At 71.8% G+C, this 15512-nt stretch carries 15 protein-coding genes; 4 read left to right on the top strand and 11 right to left on the bottom strand.

What is annotated here, in order from left to right:
- Both Van01_RS29610 and Van01_RS29605 read left to right on the top strand, forming a co-directional pair.
- The coding region (locus tag Van01_RS29610) for a hypothetical protein (RefSeq protein ID WP_204014575.1) at positions 1–776 on the top strand (776 nt) is incomplete at its 5' end.
- Between the two features lie 37 nt (positions 777–813).
- Complete coding sequence (locus tag Van01_RS29605; RefSeq protein WP_204014574.1) at positions 814–2178, top strand: acyltransferase family protein; 1365 nt, start codon at positions 814–816, stop codon at positions 2176–2178.
- Here the strand turns inward: Van01_RS29605 and Van01_RS29600 are convergent.
- The 5 genes from Van01_RS29600 to murD form a co-directional block, all read right to left on the bottom strand.
- Positions 2150–3640, bottom strand: a complete 1491-nt coding sequence (locus Van01_RS29600) for a CoA-acylating methylmalonate-semialdehyde dehydrogenase (protein WP_204014573.1) — start codon at positions 3638–3640, stop codon at positions 2150–2152. The two genes, Van01_RS29605 and Van01_RS29600, sit on opposite strands and share 29 nt — an antisense overlap.
- Before the next feature lie 44 nt (positions 3641–3684).
- Positions 3685–4989: an aspartate aminotransferase family protein gene (locus Van01_RS29595; protein ID WP_204014572.1), complete on the bottom strand. Its 1305-nt coding sequence runs from the start codon at positions 4987–4989 to the stop codon at positions 3685–3687.
- Between the two features lie 99 nt (positions 4990–5088).
- Positions 5089–5862, bottom strand: a complete 774-nt coding sequence (locus Van01_RS29590; RefSeq protein WP_204014569.1) for a hypothetical protein — start codon at positions 5860–5862, stop codon at positions 5089–5091.
- A gap of 7 nt (positions 5863–5869) precedes the next feature.
- Entirely contained in the window at positions 5870–6742 is an 873-nt protein-coding gene (locus Van01_RS29585) for a hypothetical protein (RefSeq protein ID WP_204014566.1), read from the bottom strand.
- Between the two features lie 166 nt (positions 6743–6908).
- Entirely contained in the window at positions 6909–8258 is a 1350-nt protein-coding gene (gene murD / locus Van01_RS29580) for a UDP-N-acetylmuramoyl-L-alanine--D-glutamate ligase (RefSeq protein WP_204014563.1), read from the bottom strand.
- 107 nt (positions 8259–8365) lie between these two features.
- Between murD and Van01_RS29575 the strand changes: the two genes are divergently transcribed.
- Positions 8366–9697 carry a MurL-like N-terminal domain-containing gene (locus tag Van01_RS29575; protein WP_373306303.1) on the top strand — a complete coding sequence of 444 codons (1332 nt, stop codon included), beginning with the start codon at positions 8366–8368 and terminating at the stop codon, positions 9695–9697.
- A gap of 120 nt (positions 9698–9817) precedes the next feature.
- On the opposite strand, the gene Van01_RS29570 is transcribed toward Van01_RS29575, so the two are convergent.
- Genes Van01_RS29570 through Van01_RS29545 form a run of 6 tightly spaced genes read right to left on the bottom strand, consistent with a single transcriptional unit; the run spans position 9818 to position 14776 of the window.
- The gene (locus Van01_RS29570) at positions 9818–11698 is read right to left on the bottom strand and encodes a PucR family transcriptional regulator ligand-binding domain-containing protein (RefSeq protein WP_204014559.1); all 1881 of its coding nucleotides are present in this window, start codon (positions 11696–11698) and stop codon (positions 9818–9820) included.
- Between the two features lie 47 nt (positions 11699–11745).
- Complete coding sequence (locus Van01_RS29565) at positions 11746–12627, bottom strand: TrmH family RNA methyltransferase (protein ID WP_239099381.1); 882 nt, start codon at positions 12625–12627, stop codon at positions 11746–11748.
- Between the two features lie 33 nt (positions 12628–12660).
- Positions 12661–13047 (bottom strand): VOC family protein, encoded by a 387-nt coding sequence (locus Van01_RS29560; protein WP_204014577.1) that lies wholly within the window; start codon positions 13045–13047, stop codon positions 12661–12663.
- A complete protein-coding gene (locus tag Van01_RS29555) occupies positions 13047–13349 on the bottom strand; it encodes an ArsR/SmtB family transcription factor (protein ID WP_239099380.1) in 303 nt (100 codons plus the stop codon). The genes Van01_RS29560 and Van01_RS29555 overlap by 1 nt, the downstream gene beginning before the upstream one ends.
- Before the next feature lie 27 nt (positions 13350–13376).
- Positions 13377–13916, bottom strand: coding sequence for an RNA 2'-phosphotransferase (locus tag Van01_RS29550; RefSeq protein WP_204014555.1), 540 nt, complete (start codon positions 13914–13916; stop codon positions 13377–13379).
- A complete protein-coding gene (locus Van01_RS29545; RefSeq protein ID WP_204014553.1) occupies positions 13913–14776 on the bottom strand; it encodes a LysR family transcriptional regulator in 864 nt (287 codons plus the stop codon). Before Van01_RS29545 ends, Van01_RS29550 begins: the two co-directional genes overlap by 4 nt.
- A gap of 70 nt (positions 14777–14846) precedes the next feature.
- Here Van01_RS29545 and Van01_RS29540 point away from each other — a divergent pair, with 70 nt between their 5' ends.
- Complete coding sequence (locus Van01_RS29540) at positions 14847–15371, top strand: hypothetical protein (RefSeq protein WP_204014551.1); 525 nt, start codon at positions 14847–14849, stop codon at positions 15369–15371.
- Positions 15372–15512 lie beyond the last annotated feature (141 nt).

Here is a 15512-nt window from a genome sequence, read left to right as displayed (position 1 = left end):
TACCAGCTGACGTGACAACTCACGCGGTAGAGACCGCCTTGGCCTGGCTCCAACACAACGGCGACACGGTCGATGCCGGGTTCGTCCTGCCTCCGCTGCTAGCAATGAGGAAGCTGACCGACCTGCCGGAGTGGCTGTCGCCGCTCATCGACCGTTGGGCGGACAAACACCGGTCGACGCCGGACGTCGTCTTCGTCAGCAAACAGCTCACCAGGCAAAAGGCCCTGACAGAGACCACTGCGGACGTGGTGTTGCAGTGGGCCGCCACGCACCCGGAGGATGTCGACATCCCGTGGCGCCTGCAAGGCATCGCCACAGGTCTCGACCGCTATCCGGGCTTGGCCGGTCGGCTCCTGCGCTCTGTCGAGGTCTACCTGGACGCCGTCGAGCATGCGACGGTGAGGGTGAACGGGCACGGCGAACTGGACTGCCTGATCCAGTTGCTCTGCCGGTGTCATGCGCTGCGCTGCGGGCTCGCCGGGGCCCGCCTCGATGACATCATTCTCCGCTGGCTGGCCCATCCGGCCGGGCTGAACCCGAACTGCCCGAACAGCTTCCATTTCAGCGAGGCGGCGCGTCGCGTCCAGTCGCTGGTCTGGGCAGGACGATTTACCCACCAGGGCGCGCTCGACGTGCTGACCCGACTCCGAATCTGGATTCCCCGGTGGCGTGTCACCGAGCCGAACATCCATCTGCGCGACGTCACGTTACGGGAGACGGCGGCGCTGCTCGCCGCGCTTACAGCCACGGCAGCGGCGCAGCAGTTGGTGGAATAGTCCCGCCGGTGCGGCTTCGTCGGCATACTTTCGGAGCATGCGCCGCCTGGCCCGCCTCGCCGCCCGTACGCCGCCGGACCGGGAGCGCTACCTCGACCTGCTCCGGGCGCTGGCCATCGTCCTGGTGGTCCTCGGCCACTGGGCGATCGCGGCAGTCGAGTACGACGAGAGCGGTCGACCCGACGGACATTCGGCCCTCACCGCCCTGCCCTGGGCGTACCCGCTGACCTGGGCGGTCCAGGTCATGCCGGTCTTCTTCCTGGTCGGTGGGTACGCCAACGCCGCCTCGCTGGCCGCCCACCGCGGCCGTGGCGGCGACGCGATCGGCTGGCTGCTCGGCCGAAGCGCCCGCCTGCTGCGCCCGACCAGTGCCCTGGTGCTGGTGTTCGCCGGTGGCGCGCTGGTGGCCCGGCTGGGCGGTGCCCAACCGGACGAGGTTCGCCCGGTCGTCTGGTTCGCCACCATCCCGCTGTGGTTTCTCGCCGCCTACCTGGCCGTGGTGCCGCTGACCCCGATCATGTACGCGCTGCACCGCCGCCTCGGGCTGCTGGTGCCGTTGGCGCTGGTGCTGCTCGTCACCGCCGGTGACCTGGGTCGCGCGCTCGGGCCGGCCGGGCTGGCCCTGCCCGGTTACCTGCTGGGCTGGCTCGCCGTCCACCAGCTCGGCTTCGCCTGGTACGACGCCCGCCAGGGGCACTGCCGCCCGACCGGCCCGCGCACCCGGTGCCTGCCGATGTCCCGCCGGGCCGCGGGCGCGATGCTGCTCGGCGGCCTCGCCGCGGCGATCCTGCTCACCGGCCCCGGCCCGTACCCGGTCAGCATGATCAATCTGCCCGGGCAGCGGCTGGCGAACGCCGCCCCACCCAGCGTGGCCCTGCTCGCGGTCGCCACCGCCCAACTCGGACTGATCCTGCTGCTGCGGGACCGGGCGGAGCGGTGGCTGCACCGCGACCGCCCGTGGCAGGCGGTGATCGCCGTCAACTCGGTAGTGCTGACGGTCTTCCTGTGGCACCTGAGCGCGGCCGTGCTGCTGGTCGGCGCGTTGCACGGGCTCGGCCTGCTACCCACGCCGGAAGCCGGTACGGCGGCCTGGCTGGCCTGGCGGGTGCCGTGGGTACTGATGCTGGCGGTGGTGCTGGCCGTCCTGGTCGCCATCTTCGGCCCGATCGAGGCGTCCACAGGTCGCCCCCGGCACCTGCGTGCGTCGGTCAGGTGGGCGGGCGTCCGGGCAGCGCTCACCGTCGCCGGATTCGCCGCCGTCGTGTACGCCCTGGCGGCCAACGGCGTGGCGGCCAAGACCGCACCGGAGCCGCTCGGGTGGCCGGTGGCCGCGCTGGTGGCCTACCTGGCCGGCGCGGGCACCCTGCGCCTGCTCAGGTCTGGGTGGGGAAGCCGAGGTTGACCCCGCCGTGGCGCGGGTCCAGCCAGCGGCTGGTGACCACCTTGCCCCGGGTGAAGAAGGCGACGCCGTCGGCACCGTGGGCGTGCAGATCCCCGAAGAGGGACGACTTCCAGCCGCCGAACGAGTAGTACGCCATCGGCACCGGGATGGGCACGTTCACGCCGACCATGCCGACCTCCACCTCGTGCTGGTAGCGCCGCGCGGCACCACCGTCGTTCGTGAAGATCGCCGTGCCGTTGCCGTACGGGTTGGCGTTGACAAGCGCCACCGCCTCGTCGTACGAGTCGACCCGCAACACCGACAGGACCGGCCCGAAGATCTCGTCGGTGTAGATCGACATCTCCGGGGTGACCCGGTCGAACAGGGTCGGTCCGAGCCAGAAACCGTTCGGGTCGCCGTCGACTGTCACGTCCCGCCCGTCGACCACGGGCACCGCCCCGGCGGCCACGCCCGCCTCGAGGTAGGCCCGCACCCGGGCCGCGTGCGCGGCCGTGACCAGGGGCCCCATGTCGCAGCCGCGCCGACCGTCCCCGGTCCGCAGCCCGGTGATCCGGCCGGCGATGCGGGCCACCAGTTCGTCGGCCACCGGCTCGACGGCGACCAGCGCGGAGATCGCCATGCACCGCTCCCCCGCCGAGCCGAACCCGGCGTTGACAGCGGCGTCGGCGGCCAGGTCCAGATCGGCGTCGGGCAGCACCACCATGTGGTTCTTCGCCCCGCCGAGCGCCTGCACCCGCTTGCCGTTCGCCGTGCCACGCTGGTACACGTGCCGGGCGACCGGGGTGGAGCCGACGAACGACACCGCCCTGACCACCGGGTGGTCGAGCAGCGCGTCGACCGTCTCGGCGTCGCCGTTCACCACGTTGAACACCCCGTCGGGCAGGCCGGCCTCGGCGAACAGTTCGGCAAGCAGCAACGCCGCGCTCGGGTCCTTCTCGCTCGGCTTGAGCACCACGGCGTTGCCGGCGGCCACCGCCACCGGAACGAACCACAGGGGCACCATCACCGGGAAGTTGAACGGGCTGACCACCGCGACCACCCCGAGCGGCTGCCGCAGGCTGTACGAGTCGACATCGGTGGAGACGTTCTCGCTGAAGCCGCCGCGCAGCGCCGAGGGGATGCCGCAGGCGTACTCGATGACCTCCAGGCCGCGCTGCACCTCGCCGGCGGCGTCCGCGAGCACCTTGCCGTGCTCGGCGGTGATCAGCTCGGCCAGCTCGTTCCGACGGGCGTTGACCAGCTCGCGGACGGCGAACAGCACAGCGGTCCGCTTCGCCAGCGACGCGTCGCGCCAGGTTCGGGCCGCGCGCTCGGCCACCTCGACCGCTGCCGCGACGTCCGCGGCGCCGGCCAGCTCGACCTCTGCGGTACGCCGGCCGGTGGCCGGGTCGAACACCTCGCCACGCCGGGTCGAGGTGCCACAGGTGCGCTTACCGTCGATGAAGTGCCCGATGAGGCTCATGCGGTGCTGCCTTTCGTTCGCCGGACCGGGCCGCTCCCCAGCGCTCACGGGTGCGCCGCCGCCACGCCGGAACGGATCGCGTCGACCAGGATGGCCAGGCCCTCCCGGGCCTCCTCCTCGGTGAGGGTCAACGGCGGCCCCATCCGCAGCACGTTTCCGTACAGCCCGCCCTTGCCGGTGAGCAGCCCGCCCTCGCGGCACGCCTCGAAGATCCGGGTGGTCAGCGCCGCGTCGGGTGCACCGGTGCCCGGGTGGACGAACTCGACGCCGAGCATCAGGCCCTTGCCGCGTACCTCTCCGACCCGGTCCAGCTCGGCGACGGCCGCACGCAGGCCGTCGCCGAGGATGCGGCCCACCCTCGCGGCGTTGGCCTGCAGGTCGTGCGCCAGCAGGTAGTCCAACACCGCGTTACCGGCGGCTGTGGAGATCGGGTTGCCGCCGAAGGTGGAGAAGCTGATCCCGGACACCGAGTCCAGCACCTCTGCCCGACCGACCACCCCGGCCAACGCGAATCCGTTGCCGATGCCCTTGGCGAAGGTGAGCAGGTCCGGGGTGACACCGTGGGCCTGGTAGCCCCAGAAGTGCTCGCCGGTCCGCCCCCAGCCGGTCTGCACCTCGTCGGAGATGAGCAGGATGCCGTGCTCGTCGAGGATCTTCTTCCAGGCGGCGAAGAGTCCGTCCGGGCCGTGCACGAAGCCACCCACGCCCTGGATCGGCTCGGCGATGAGGCAGGCCACGTCCCCGCTGGTCTGGGTGGCGAGCACCTCGCGCAGGTCCTCGGCCGCCGCGTCGACCCGGTCCGCCTCCGGCAGTCGGGCCAGCAGGCCACGCAGCCGGTCACCGGAATGCAGCCAGGCCACCTGGAGCGGGTTGATGGAGGTGGGCGACCAGGTGCGGTTACCTGTCGCACCCATCGTCGCGTACGTGCGGCCGTGGTAGCTGTTGCGCACCGCGAGGATCTGGTGCGAGCGTCGGTGATTGGTGGCGACAAGCAGCGCCGCCTCGTTGGCCTCACTGCCGGAGTTGGTGAAGAAGACCCGCGCGTCGGGGATGCCGGACAGCCTCGCCACCTTCTCGGCCAGCTCGACCTGCTGACGGATCAGGTAGAGCGTCGAGGTGTGCACGATTCCGGTGGCCAGTTGCCGCTGCACCGCCTCGCGTACCTCGGCGATGTCGTAGCCGAGCGAGTTGGTCAGCACACCGCCGAAGAAGTCCAGGTAGGTGCGGCCCCGCGCGTCGGTGACCCGGCGGCCCTGGCCACTGACGAGTTCGATCGGCTCGGCGTAGTAGAGCGTCATCCAGGACGGGAGCACGGCCCGGTGCCGGGCCAGCAGGTCGTCGGCGGTCATCGTCGCCCCTTCGGTCGCGTTCCCGCACGCTTTCACCACGGTCACTGCCGGGACAAGTGCCAGACTGTCCGGCGGTGACCCGGGATCGTTGACAACACGTCAACGCTTTCCGTCGCCGTCCCGACTCTCGGCCGCGTTTCCGGTGGCCGAATGGCCTACCGGGTGGCGTTTTCCATGCCAGTACCCGGGAAGATACAACGCCGCCGCGACCAGCGCGAACCCCGCCCATCCGGCGACCAGCGCCACCGCGACCGAGACGTCCTGGCCGAGGCGGACCCCGACCAGGAACCCGAGCAGCGCCAGGCTGTTGCGGGCGAAGTGCCGGCAGAAGGCCGGCAGGTCCCGCCGTACCTCGACCGCCACCAGCACCCCGGCGTACGGGAACGTCACCACCAGCCCGCGCAGCACCTGGCCCAGCAGCCCGGTCAGCACCGCACCGCCGAGGATCAGCAGCAGCCGCGCCACCGCCGGCACCCGCGTACCGTCTCGCGCCGGTGGGCCGGGTGTGGGGGTACGGCGGAGTACAAGCATGGCGAGCAGCCAGAGCGCCACCGTGGCGGCAAGCGTCGGCCCGAACGGCAGCGCGAACGGACGCAACGCCGCCGCGACCGCCAGGTAGCCGGCGACACCCGCCAGGTCGGCCAGCAGAATCGGCACCCGGAACCTGTGGTACGCCAGCGTCACGAGGCCGAAGAACAGGTTGAGCCCGACCACCCCGACGAGTTGCGTGCCGTCGACGGGGAGGCCGGTGGCCAGCAGCGCGGCGGTCATGGGCAGTGGCAGCGCGGCCACGAAGGCCCGCCACCGGACCGGACGGATCAGGCTCACCGCCCAGACCACAGCGGTCACCAGCAGGACGCCCTGGACGGTCATCCCGTCGTCACGTGTCGAAGGTGGCCCGGCTGAGGCACGCCTGGAACGTCTCGCCGGCCCGGGCGACGTCGGCGGCGTTCACCGAGTACCGGTTCTCGTTGATCTCGCCGTGCGCGCTCATGCCCGCCGTCCAGCAGGCTGTGCCGTCCCAGCGGATCAGGTTGACGTGCAGGTCGGCCGGGACCGCCACTGTCGACAGCAGACCCACCCGTACGCCCGCCCGACGCTGCGTCGCCACCAGCTCCGCCAGTTCGTCGGAGACCTCGGTGTAGGTGAAGATCCGGGTGATCTCAACCCCACGGGCCAGCGCGGCGAGGTTCTCCGACCAGTAACGCCGGCCGATGTCGCTGCTCCACCAGGCCAACCGGGGCAGCACGTTCGTCAGCGCCTCCAACTGCCGAACGCAGTCCCGGGTGGCACCGAGCATGTCCTGGTAGTCGGTGCCCGGCCGGATGATGCGTCCCTGTCGAAGCTGCCCGAGGTCGGCGTGGAACCGCTCGAACCGGCGCTGGGTCTCCTCGGCGACCCGGGTGCCCGGATGACGGTCGACCGCCTCGGTCGCGGCGGTGGCGAGTTCCGGGACCGCCCGCACCAGCCAGTGCGGGCCGGCCAGCAGCGCCCGCAGGTGGAACCGACGCTCGGCCCGGGCGATGGAGTCCACGAGCAGCGAGATGGTGATGCCCATCAGGCCAGCCAGCAACGACTCCACGCCGGTGGCGGCGCCGGTCAGGTCCAGCGTCACGGAGAGCGAGATCGACAGGGCGATGCCGACAAGTGCGACCGGGTCGGTGTGCGCCATCAGCCGCGCGACGCCCACCGCACGCGCACGCGGCCCGGTACGCGGACGCCGCAACAATTCCCCCACCACCACCTCCGCCACCGACTCCCGTCAGCGTAAAACCCCCCAACCACACCCCCACCCCACCGCAACCCCCACCGCCCGTCCTCGGTGATCATGAAGTTATTGCCCAAAAATCGGACAAAAGGTGGTAACAACTTCATGATCGACGAGGAGACAGGGGGTGAGCAGAGGGGGTGTGGGGGAGTTAGGCGGGGGCGGTGGCGCGGATGGCTTCGGCGAAGACCTCGGAGCGGTGTTCGAAGTTGCGGAAGCGGCCGTAGCTGGGCGCGGCGGGCGAGAGCAGCACCACGCCGCCGGCCGGGGTCACCTGGCGCGCCAACTGCACCGCGTCGGCAAGGTCGTCGACGAGTTCGGTGCGTACCTTCGGCAGCCCGTCGAGCGCCTCGATGATCCGTGGACCGCTGTCCGGGATACCGATGACCGTCAGCTCCCGCTCGGCCAGGTGCTCCCGCAGCGGCGTGTAGTCGACGCCCCGGTCGTTACCGCCGACGATCACCGTCAACGGCCGCCCGTCGTACGCGTCGATGGCGTGGATGGCCGCGTACGGGCTGGTCGCCAGGGTGTCGTCGACGAAGGTCAGGCCGGACGGGTCGGCGATCTCGGTCAACCGGTGGGCCAGCCCCTGGAACTCGGCGACCGCCACGGCCAGGGCGTCCTTACGCTCGACCAGGTCGATGCCCAACGCGTCGAGCACGGCCAGGGTCACGCAGAGATTGCCCTCGTTGTGCCGCCCGACGAGCGGCAGCACCGCCCGGGGGAAGAGCGGCTGGTCGACCCGGTGGAACCACTGCGTACCGTCCGGGCCGGCGGCGACGTTCACCGAGTCGGCGGTGCCGGCGCGGACCGCCGCGCGGTCGCCCAGCTCGAACGCCAGCCGTGGGTCCGCGCCGTTCACCACCACCGTGCGCGGCCCGTACGCGAGCAGGTTGAGTTTGTCCCGGTAGTACTCCCGTTCGCCACCGTGCGCGTCGAGATGCTCGGGAAACAGCGCCGTGACCACCGCCACCCGGGGCGAGTCGGTCAGGTCGCTGCACTGGTAGCTGGACAGCTCCAAGACATAGAGGTCCGCCTCCGGCAGGTCCAGCGTCGGTACGCCGATGTTGCCGCCGAAGACGTTCGGCCGATCCACAGCTGTCAACAGGTGATGGATCAGGCTGGACGTGGTGCTCTTGCCCTTGCTGCCGGTCACCCCGATGGTGCGGTCGCCGTGGTCGGCCATCCAGAGCGAGGTGCCCTGGGTGACAGTCGCGCCCTGGCGGCGCAGCTCCATCAGCCAGGGATGCGTCTGCGGCACACCCGGCGAGCGGACCACTACGTCGGCGGCGGCCAGCCGGGCGAAGCCCTCCTCGCCGGTGACCAGCGGGGCGGCCTCCGCCAATGGCCCGTCCCAGGGCAGCGAGAGGAAGTTCGCACTGTCGTCGACGGCGACCAGGTCGGCCGGGCCGTGGGCGGCGATGGCCGTCACCGCGGCCCGCCCCTCCCGACCGGCCCCCCAGACGGCGACTTTACGTCCGCGCAGGTCAGACAGGCGCACAGGCTCTCCTCGGGTACGACGGCGGTAGGGCACGGTCCGCCCGAGCCGGGCACGGCCGGACGAACCAGGGCCTAGTATGGCGTGTGCTCAACACGCATCTGGCGCGGATGGACGCGTTCACCTTCCCGTCCTACTCGATCGACCTGTCCACCGGCGAGGCGCTGTTCGACTACGCCCTGACCGGGCCTGACGGCGAGCAGCGGTTCACCGAGGTGATCACGTTGCCGGTGCCGGAGGAGTCGCCGTCGGATGCCGCCGTGGCGGCGCTGGGCCGGGTGCTGGAGCTGTTGCACGTGGTGGCCGGGGTCAGCTACTACAAGACGGCCGCACCGGGGCAGCTGGTGCTGCCGGCACCGCTCGGCCCGGCCGCCGTCGAGTTCGTCAGGGCCGTCTACACCAAGGGCCTCGCCGAGTACGCGTACCGCAACCAACTGCCGCACGTGCTGGAGCTGACCCCGCGCGTGCCCGGCGGGCGGGTCAAGCCGGCCGCCGAGTACGACAACTCCGACCGGCGCCCGCTGTCGGCGGTCGGCGGCGGCAAGGACTCGATAGTCAGCCTGGAGGCGCTGCGCCGGGCCGGCCTCGATCCGGTGCCCTTCTCGGTCAACCCGAACCACGTGATCAAGGCGGTGAACGCGGCGTCGGGGCTGCCCGCGCTCGCGGCCCGGCGACGCATCGATCCCGTGCTGTTCGAGCTGAACGCGGCCGGCGCCCGCAACGGGCACATTCCGGTGACCGCGATCAACTCACTGATCGCGGTCGCCACGGCCGTGCTGCACGGGTTGGGCCCGGTGGTGATGTCCAACGAACGCTCGGCGTCGGACCCGAACCTGATCTGGAACGGTCACGAGATCAACCACCAGTGGTCCAAGGGCGTCGAGGCGGAAGGGCTGCTGCGGGCCGCGCTCGCCGAACACGCCGGGCTGGCCGAGCCGTACTTCTCGCTGCTGCGCCCGCTGTCGGAGCTGCACATCGCCCGGCTGTTCGCCACGATCGACCGCTACGACGACGTGGTCACCAGCTGCAACGCCGCGTTCAAGCTCCGCGACGCCAGCGAACGCTGGTGCCGCGACTGCCCCAAGTGCCGGTTCGTCTTCCTGGCCCTGGCTCCGTTCATGTCCCGCGAGCGGATCACCCACATCTTCGGTGGCGACCTGCTCGCCGACGAGGCGCAGATCCCGGGTTACCGCGAACTGCTCGGCATCGACGGCCACAAGCCGTTCGAGTGTGTCGGCGAGGTGGAAGAGTCAGTGGTCGCCCTGAGCCTGCTCGCCCAGCAGCCCGAATGGCGCGACGCTCCCGTGGTGACCGCCCTGGTCGCCGCCCTCCCCGACGAGGCATGGTCCACCGCCGCCACCTCCGACACCTTCACCCCCGCCCCCGCCAACCACCACATCCCCCCCACCTACCAGAAAACCCTCCAAACCCTCACCCCCTGACCGCCCCAGCCGCACCCCGCACCTACGGTGTTGATCAAGAAGTTTTGGTCCTCAGGGTGATCGAAAATGACGCAAACTTCTTGATCAACGCGGCCAGGGTGGGTGGTTAGGGGGTGGGTGTTAGGGGGTGCGGATGGCGTCCAGGGCCAGGAGGGCCACGTGGAGGGAGAGGCAGGCGTCGACCGCGTCGAGGTCGACGTCGAGGATCCGGCCGATCCGGGCCAGCCGCTCGTAGAACGCCGGGCGGGACAGGTGGGCGGCGGACGCCGCCGCCGACTTGTTGCGGCCCTGCTCCAGGTAGGCCCGCAGGGTGCCGAGCAACTGCTCCCGGGGATGCTGCGCGTCGTACGCCAGCAGCGCGCCGAGTTGCCGTTCGACGAACGTCTGCACCCGGGGCTCGTCGCGCAGCAGGTGCAGCAGCCCGGCCAACCCGACGTGTGGTAGCCGGAAGATCGGCAGGTCACGGCGGTCCCGGCGGGCCGCGTCGGCGACCTGACGGGCCTCGATCAGTGACCGGCGCGCCTCCCGCAGGCTGCCCACGCCGGATCCGGCGGCGACCAGCAGCCCGGCGACAGAGCGTCGACCACCACTTGTCGCGTACGCGTCGGAGCGGGCCCGGCGCAGCGCGGCGGCGAAGGCGGCAAGCGTCCGTTCCTCCGCTGCCGGGTCCGGCAGGGCGAGCAGGACACCGACCGTCTGGTCGTCCAGGGCACTCGTGAGCCCGGTCAGGCCGGCCTCGCGCAGCGCGTGTCCGACGGCCTCGGCGAGGTCGCGCAGCCGGGCCGGCCCGGCGTCCGGGACGTTGTCGAGCGCCTCGCCGGAGTGTCCCGGCTCGCTGAGCGGACCGCTCCCCGCCGGTTGACGGTGGCGCGGAGTGTCCTCGCCGCCGTCGTCGGCACGATGGCGCACCACCACACCGACGAGCTGACGGCGATCCAGCACCACCCCGAGCGCCCGGGCCCGCAGGGCCACCTCGTCCACCGGCCAGGAGTGGTCGAGCAGGGCGGTGAGCAGGGTCCGGTGGAGCTGACGTTCCAGCCCCTCGGCGTCCCGTCGGATCAGCCGGCCGAGGGCGAGCGTGGACGCCGCCCGCTCGACGAGGATGGTCAGCCTGGTCGGCGGCGCCGGCGACGAGCCGCCGGGACCAGCCGGCGACAACCTGCCGGGACCAGCCGGTGACGAGCCGCCGGGACCAGCCGGGGTCGCCACGGCCCGCCCGGGAGTCGGCACCGGGGCGGGCCCGCCGGCCGGCAGCGACTGCCCATCGGCCAGGTCACCGCCGGGCGGCCAGCGCAGCAGCAGCCGGCCCCAGTCCTGTCCCCGGGCGCCCACCATGGTGACCAGCCAGCCCCGGTCCGGGTCGTACGCCGTGCGCCCCTCGGGCCGGATCCGCCGCGAGTGCTGCTCCCACCCGTCCAGCAGCAGCTCGGCGCTCTCCCCCGCCGGGTCGTACGCGAGCACCTGGCGGGACAGGTTCTCCAACACCACCGGGCAGCCGGACAGCTCGGCCGCCTGCCGGACCACCTCACCGGGGTCGGCACCCTCCACCGACAGCTCGGTGAACCGTTGGTGGATCTCCTCCGTGGCGCGCAGCTCGGTGAGTTGGGCGTCCACGATCAGGGCGTGCACCGCCTCGGTGATCCGTACGAACGGGGTGGCCCGGCGCAGCTCCACCAGGGGCAGGCCGTGACGTTCGGCGGCGGCACCCATCACCCGGGGTACGCCGTCGAGGTAGCGGCGGCCCAACTCGACCACCAGTCCGGAGACGCCGACACCGGCCAGGTCGCCGATGAAGGCCCGTAGCCCGGCGTCGTCGGCGGGCAGCCCGATACCCGTGGTGAGCACCAGCTCACCGCCGCCGAGCAGGGTGGCGATGTCCGGGACCTCGGCGACGTGCACCCAGCGCACCCGACGGTCCAGCCCGACCTCGCCCGCGACCAGACGCGGCGCGCCGTGGCGGACCGGGTCCAGGGCCAGGACCTCACGCACGGTAGGGAACACCCGCGACACGCTACCGTCCGTGACCCGAGGAGGTGCCTGGCGGTGCCTCAGAGCGGGTCGTCGCGGCCCAGCTCCCAGCAGGCGACGGCGGTGGCGGCGGCGACGTTCAGCGAGTCCACGCCGCGTCGCATCGGGATCACCACCCGGACGTCGCTGGCCGCCATCGCCGCGCCGGTCAGCCCGGCGCCCTCGGCACCCAGCAGCAGCGCGGCCCGGGACCGCTGGGCCGGGTCCAGCCGCTGGATGGGCACCGCGTCGGGTGCCGGCGTCATCGCCAGCACGGTGAACCCGGCGGCCCGCACGTCGGCCAGCGCCGTCGGCCACGGTTCAAGTTTCGCGTACGGCACGGCGAACACCTCACCCATGCTGACCCGTACGCTGCGCCGGTAGAGCGGATCGGCGCAGGTCGGCGAGAGCAGCACGGCATCCACACCCAGCCCGGCCACCGCCCGGAAGATCGCTCCCAGGTTCGTGTGGTTGTTGACGTCTTCGAGGATCACCACCCGACGAGCGGTGGCGAGCACCTCAGCGGCGGTCGGCAGCGGCTTGCGTCGGAACGAGGCGAGCACGCCCCGGTGTACGTGGAACCCGGTGGCCTCGCGCAGCACGTCGGGCGTGGCGGCGTACACCGGGGCGTCGCCGGTGTCGAGGTCGGCCAGTTGGTCGACCCGCTTGGCGTCGACGAGGAAGGACCGGGCCGGGTAGCCGGCGCGCAGCGCCCGCCGCAGCACCAGCTCTCCCTCGGCGATGAACAGGCCGTGCGGCGGCTCCCAGCGGGTACGCAGCTCGACATCGGTGAGCGCCCGGTAGTCGGCGATCCGCTCGTCATCGGGCTCGGTGATCAGGTGGACGGGCACCCGCCGATTCTGCCGGACCCCGCGACGCTGGAGCTGGCAGGCCCGCGCCCGACCGGCACGACAGCCACGCACGGCCGCACCCACCGATCGAGGACGCGGGTACGGCTACTTCATGGTGGCGATCTGGATCAGGTTGCCGCAGGTGTCGTCGAGCACGGCGGTGACCACCGGGCCCAGGTCGGTCGCCTCCTGGGTGAACTCGACGCCCAGTCCCTTGAGTCGCTCGACCTCGGCGTGCACGTCGTCGACGACGAACGAGGTGAACGGGATGCCGTCGCCGACCAGGGCCTGCCGGAACGGGCCCACCGCCGGGTGGCCGGCCGGTTCCAGCAGCAGCTCGACACCGTCGGGGTCGGCCGGCGAGACGACGGTGAGCCAGCGGGCCTCACCGGCGGGTACGTCGGTCTTCTTGATGAACCCCAGCTTCTCGGTGTAGAAGGCGAGCGCCTTGGCCTGGTCGTCGACGAACACGCTCGTGACGTGGATACGGATCACGGATCTGGTGCCTCTCGGTCGATGGGCCACCGCTCGACGATCGAGCGCAACGGGCCCGTGTCGATGTGGTGGAACTTGTACCGGCCCTGTCGCCGGGTGCGGACCAGGCCGGCCTGTTCGAGCACCGCGAGGTGCTGGGAGATCGCCTGGCGCGAGGAGGTCAGGTTGTGTTTCATGGTCAGTCGGCCGCAGATCTCGAAGAGCGTCTGACCGTCCCTGTCGATCAGCTCGTCCAGGATCGTGCGTCGCGTCGCGTCACCGAGGGCCTTGAACAGGTCCGGGTCAGCTTCCACAGGCACAGTTATAGGCAAGTGCACACTTGCCTGTCAAGCCGGCTCGCCGATCCAGCCGGGCGGGACGTGGTCGGTGAGCCAGACAACGCTGACGGCCCGGTAGAAGACGAACCCGTGTCGGTGCATGCCGGCCGCGTCCACGGTCAGCACGACCGGGTCACCACGTCGGGCACCGACGGTGGTGGCGGTCTCCCGGTCCACCGACAGGTGGACGTGGGTACGACCGCGTGGTCGCAGCCCGTCGGCACGGATGCCGGGCAGGTGGCGGGCCACCGTGCCGTGGTAGAGCAACGGCGGCGGCACCACGGGTTCGAGGCGCAGGTCGACGGCGATCGAGTGGCCCTGCGCGGCCCGGATCCGCCCGGCGTGCAGCTCGAAACGCTGCTTGTCGGTGCCGGCGACCAGTTCGGCAAGCACCTGCCGGGTGACCGGACGGCCGTGCCGGGCGAGCGCGGCGAGCAGCACCTTCACGTCGACCCAGCCGCCCTCGTCGAGGGTGAGGTCGACGGCGTCCGGACGGTGGCGGAGCACGTACGCGAGGAACCTGCTGGCGGAGGTGAGCCGATCGGTCACCGGCCGACCCCGAACTGGTCGAGCAGGTCCTGCACCACAGCCCGTCGAGGTGGCCGCCAGGCGGCCCAGTACCGGATCTCCGGCAGGCCGTGGATCGGGACCGCGCGCAGGCCGTCGGGCAGCCCGACACAACCGTTCACCACCGTGGCGCCGACCCCCAACGCGGCCAGATGGACCAACAGGTCCCACCCGTCGACCTCGGCGGCGACCTGCCAGCGCACACCCGCGTCGAGCAGGGCCCGCTCAAGCGCCCTGCGGTGCGGACGCCCGGCCGGGGGTACGACGAGATCCAGCCCGTCGAGATCGCCGAGTCGGACCTGCCGACGTCGGGCGAGCGGGTGCCCGTCGCCGAGTACGAGCACCTGCCGATAGGTGGCGATCTGCGTCGCCTCGACCTGCCGGCCGGGTGGGTCGTGGGCGACGACGGCCAGGTCGGCCCGCCCGCTGGTGACGGCGCCGAGGGCGGCATCCCGGTCAGCGGTGATCACGTGCACGCGGCGTCCCTGGCCGCCGACCCGCTGGATCGGTTCGCCGATCACCCACCGCAGCGCGCCCCGCCCGGCCGCGATGGTGAGCGTCGGCGCGGACTCGTCGTGCAGCTCCCGCAGGAACTCCTCGGCCCGCCGCCGGGAGTCCAGCGCGTACGCGGCGAGGCGCTCACCGGCTGCCGTCAGCGCCAGCCGGCGACCGTCGCGTTCGTACAGCTCGACGCCGAGCGCGGCGGCCAGCTTCCGGATCTTCACGTGCAGGGAGGGCTGGCTGATGTGCAGCTCCCGCGCGGCGGTGGTGAAGTTGCGGTGCTCGGCGAAGACCGCGAACGAACGTAACGCGTCGGCTTCCATCAGGTCCCGCCCATGCATAGCGTCAGACTATAGATGCGGTGCAGAACAATAGTTCCGCTCCCGGGCTGGCGCGCCGGATCCTGAGCGCATGACGGAAACGCTTCCCCGACTCGGCATCGACATCGGCCGGGTCATCATCGACGGCCCCGCCCATCCGGGCGGCGGCGACACCGCCTTCTTCAGCGGAGACGAGGCGACGATGCTGGCCACCCCCGAGGTGCCCGGTGCCGTCGAGACCATCGCCCGTCTCGTCACCCTCTTCGACGGCCGGGTGTGGCTGATCTCCAAGTGCGGCCCGCGCGTCCAGGCCCGTACCCTGCGCTGGCTCGTCGCCCACGACTTCCACAGACGCAGCGGCGTCCCCCGCGACCACGTCCGGTTCTGCCGGGCGCGGGCCGACAAGCGGGCCCACTGCCGCGACCTCGCCCTGACCCACTTCGTCGACGACCATCCCGAGGTGCACGCCGCCATCCAGGGGACGGTGGCCCACCAGTACTTCTTCGGGCCACAGCGCCGTCCGGTGCCCGGCTACGGCCGACCCACTCCCACCTGGGCCGATGTCGAACGCCACATCGTCGGTTCGCTGCGTACCGCGAGCCCGGGCCGTCGGTGAGACACCCACCGGAGCGTCACGTCCCTGGGTCGACCGCCCGGCCATGCTCGCGGGTTGCGGCACGTCGCGCCTTCACGCTCCGCTGATACCCCAAGATGCCGCAATCCGCGAGCACACCCGACCCGCTACCCGCGAGCGCGT

This window comes from Micromonospora andamanensis (assembly GCF_016863495.1).
Lineage (GTDB): Bacteria > Actinomycetota > Actinomycetes > Mycobacteriales > Micromonosporaceae > Micromonospora > Micromonospora andamanensis.
The sequence above is the reverse complement of the archived record's forward strand: the minus strand, read 5'-3'. Positions and strand labels throughout refer to the sequence as shown.